The organism is Selenomonas sp. FOBRC9 (assembly GCF_000287655.1).
Lineage (GTDB): Bacteria > Bacillota > Negativicutes > Selenomonadales > Selenomonadaceae > Centipeda > Centipeda artemidis.
Window position 1 is genome coordinate 1 of the sequence record NZ_ALJR01000049.1, and the last position, 2,184, is coordinate 2,184.

General features: G+C 53.1%; 3 protein-coding genes. All 3 read right to left on the reverse strand.

Features of this window, described 5'->3' with window-relative positions; translation table 11 throughout:
• The coding region (locus HMPREF1147_RS12460) for a helix-turn-helix domain-containing protein (protein ID WP_198003002.1) at positions 1-277 on the reverse strand (277 nt) is incomplete at its 3' end.
• A 45-nt stretch (positions 278-322) separates the two neighbouring features.
• Positions 323-2,035, reverse strand: a complete 1,713-nt coding sequence (locus tag HMPREF1147_RS11390) for an ABC transporter ATP-binding protein/permease (protein ID WP_009658998.1) — start codon at positions 2,033-2,035, stop codon at positions 323-325.
• Positions 1,962-2,184, reverse strand: a 223-nt coding sequence (locus HMPREF1147_RS12355; RefSeq protein ID WP_232208093.1) for a hypothetical protein, incomplete at its 5' end; no start/stop codon positions are given. The genes HMPREF1147_RS12355 and HMPREF1147_RS11390, both read right to left, overlap by 74 nt.

The window sequence follows — 2,184 nt, forward strand, 5'->3', positions numbered from 1 at the left end:
TAAGGTCTGAGCGCATTTGTGTCACAGTGCCGCGTGTAATCTCCCGATACAAGGTAGAGCGGGAGATCTTCACCTGCTTTGCAATGTCAGTCTTTGACATACCGGTGGATAGGAGGGCAAAAATTTGTCCGCGCCGATATGGGTCTAGGTGTTTATATGAGCGCGTGGTTGTGGTAGAATGAGTATGGGACATGGCAGCACCTTCTGTTCTGTTTTTGTGGTGAAAACATTGTAACACATTGAGCGCTGCCTGTCCTTTTTTTCTGTCCCACTTCATTTTACCATGAACCCACACGTAAAGAGGCGCCGCTGCCCGGTCTGCCTAAAGCGCCAGTTCCCACTCATGGAACCGCCGCAAAGAGAGGCGATGCGCAATACTGACGACGGTGCTCTCGGAACAATACACGCGCAAAAGGCCGTACATCGCTTCCTCATTCGCGTGATCAAGAGCCGATGTTGCCTCGTCCAGGAAGAGCCACGCGGGCTTTTTCAAAAAGACACGCAGGAATGCAATGCGCTGCTGCTCGCCAACCGAAAGGGACTGTCCCCAATTCTCTTCGTCCGCCAACCGCTGCACAAGAGAGGAGAGTCCGCAGGCGCGGAGGAGATCCCGCAGGTAGTCGTCGCTGCACGGCATCTCCCGCTGCGGATAAATGATCGCATCGCGCAGCGAGCCAAGCGGGAGATACGGCTTCTTCGGCACAAAGAACGGGGTGAAGTCCGGCGGCGCCGCAATCTCTCCGTCGGCATAAGGCCATATGCCCGCAAGCGTTTTGAGCAGCGTGCTCTTGCCGCGTCCGGAAGCTCCTGTGATGAGGAGCCGCTCCCCCGCTGCAATCGTGAGGTTCAGATCCCGCAGCAGAATCTCACCGTCCGGTTTGTGCACGGTAAGTGCACGCGCCTCCAATACATGCTCCGAATGTACGCTGCGGCGCAGGCGCGACCTTTGCAGCATTTCCCGCGTGTCGTCCATATGCCGGCGAAAGTCCGTAAGACGATGCACTACTGCCTGCAGCTGCGCAAACGACGCTTCGGTCGGGGAATAATAGTGCAGAACGAGATAGGCGAGCGCATTTTCCACCTGCTGAAAGGCAACAGCCGTCTGCATAAGTCCGCCAAACTGCATTTCGCCGCTGAAGATCTTCGGCACGCCCACAAGATAGGGGAAAAGGAACGATATACGCCAATGCAGCGACGTCACCCACGAGAGCTGGCGCTGCTTCGTCATGAGACGGCGAAAGTTCTCCCATATCGAACGAAAGCGTGCAGCGGCATCCTTTTGCTCCTTTGCCTCGCCGCAGTAGGCGGCAATACTTTCACCATATTCGCGCAGACGTGCCAGACCAAAGCGGAAGTTTGCCTCGTATTCCTGCTGCTTATAGTTCAGAGAGATCAGCGGTTTTCCAAACCAAACGGTGAAGAAGCAGCCCGCTAAAGCATAGGCCACGGCAAGCCACACCATATACCCATGCACCGGCACACTCGCCTCACCCACCGGCAGATAGAGCACGCCGGAGAGATTCCAAAGAACGACGCTGAACGAACAGATCTTCATAACGGCGTTCAAGATACCGAGCGACAAAGACAGAACATAGTTCACGAACAAACGAATATCATCAGAAATTCGCTGATCAGGGTTATCGATATCCTCTTCTCCGCCCCGCATCACCTGCATGAAGTAATAGGTGCGGTCGCCGAGCCACGTGCCGGTATAGTTGTCCACCACCCATGCGCGCCACCGTATCTCCAAGTACTGCATGAGATAGTCACGGTTCACCTCAATAAAGATGAAGATCACCATGTACATCGGCCAAAATTTCAGATAGTAAAAGAAATGCTCCGGGGAGACTTCTTGAATGGTATTGTAAAAGTCTTTCTGCCAGGCGTTGTAATACACCATAATGGAAACATAGACGAGCTGCATCGCGATAATGGCGACAGCCAGCAGCCGCGCCTTCCATTTATAATCGGACGTCCAAAATCCCCTGGACAGCAGCCATATATCGCGCAAAAATGCGCGGTTCAAATTTTTCACGTGTTCCTCCTGCAAAGACGGCAGGCTTTAAACAGCCTGCCGTCTTTGCTATATACAATAGATTTAGGGAAACACTGAAAAATTCTTTTGTTGCACGATTGAGCTCCGAAATATTACAATAGAGGAAAACAGCAACACGACGAGAGAGA